Below are 1,048 nucleotides of genomic sequence, written 5' to 3'. Positions count from 1 at the left end.
TCAGCCCGGAATGATTTTCGTCACGCAGATAGGCGAGCGAGAAGCCGGATAGTGCCGCGTAGGCCACCCCGGAGGCTTCCCACTGCGCGGCCCCGCGGGCGGCGACGGCTGCGACCGCGACGAGGATCGCGATCAGCAAAAGCAGCCACAAGGCCGGCACGCCGGCAATCAGCGCGCCGATGAAGATCACAATCAGTGCTTCCGGCAGAAAACCGAGCGCCGCGCCGTTGCCGGCGCGCGCCATGCGCGTCCATTCATAGAAGATCAACGCCGCGATTGCCCCACAGAATAGCCGGAACGGCAATCCGCCGAGCCAGGTGAGCGCAAGCGTCAGCGCCGCCATCACGATTGCCGAGATGACGCGCTGCTGGAGGTTGCTCATGCGTGGCGTCGCCTAAAGCGCGACGTCGCGGGCGGCGAGCCCGCCGAAGCGCCGTTCGCGGCCGGCAAAGTCGCGCAAGGCATCGGCCAGATGTTCGCGGCTGAAATCCGGCCAATAGCAAGGCAGGAAGACAAGCTCGCTATAGGCCGCCTGCCACAGGAGAAAATTCGACAGCCTGAGCTCGCCGCTCGTCCGGATCACAAGTTCAGGATCAGGAATGCCCTGCGTGTCGAGCGAAGCAGCAAAGCTCTCCGCCGTGATCGCGTCGCTCGCCGTGTCGCCGCGCGCGACGGCATCCGCCAGCTTGCGAGCGGTGCGCACGATCTCGTCGCGGCCACCATAGTTGAAGGCGATGATGAGCGTCAGCGCCTCGTTGCAGGCGGTCAGCGATTCGGCCTCCTGCAGCAGGCCCCTGATGTCGGGCTGCAGCCCTTGCTTGTCGCCAATTATCCTCACCCGCACGCCGTTCTGATGCAGTTCGGCAAGGTCGCGGCGGATGAACAGCTTCAACAGACCCATGAGGTCGCTAACTTCGGATTTCGGCCGCGACCAGTTTTCCGAGGAAAAGGCGTAGACAGTCAGGTAGGAGATGCCGAGATCGGGCGCGGCGCGCACTGTCTTGCGCAGGGCCTCTACGCCCGCCCGGTGGCCGGCAAGGCGCGGCAG

The 1,048-nt window shown here is 65.3% G+C and carries 1 protein-coding gene and 1 pseudogene; both read right to left on the bottom strand.

Features of this window, described 5'->3' with window-relative positions:
- Positions 1-343 (bottom strand): annotated as a pseudogene (locus tag EOA28_RS36765) (phosphatidate cytidylyltransferase); the annotation flags it as partial.
- Between the two features lie 51 nt (positions 344-394).
- A partial coding sequence (locus EOA28_RS36760) for an isoprenyl transferase (protein ID WP_128315892.1) occupies positions 395-1,048 on the bottom strand: 654 nt, incomplete at its 5' end.

The organism is Mesorhizobium sp. M2A.F.Ca.ET.067.02.1.1 (assembly GCF_004023285.1).
In the GTDB taxonomy this organism is placed as follows: Bacteria; Pseudomonadota; Alphaproteobacteria; order Rhizobiales; family Rhizobiaceae; genus Mesorhizobium.
The sequence above is the reverse complement of the archived record's forward strand: the minus strand, read 5'-3'. Positions and strand labels throughout refer to the sequence as shown.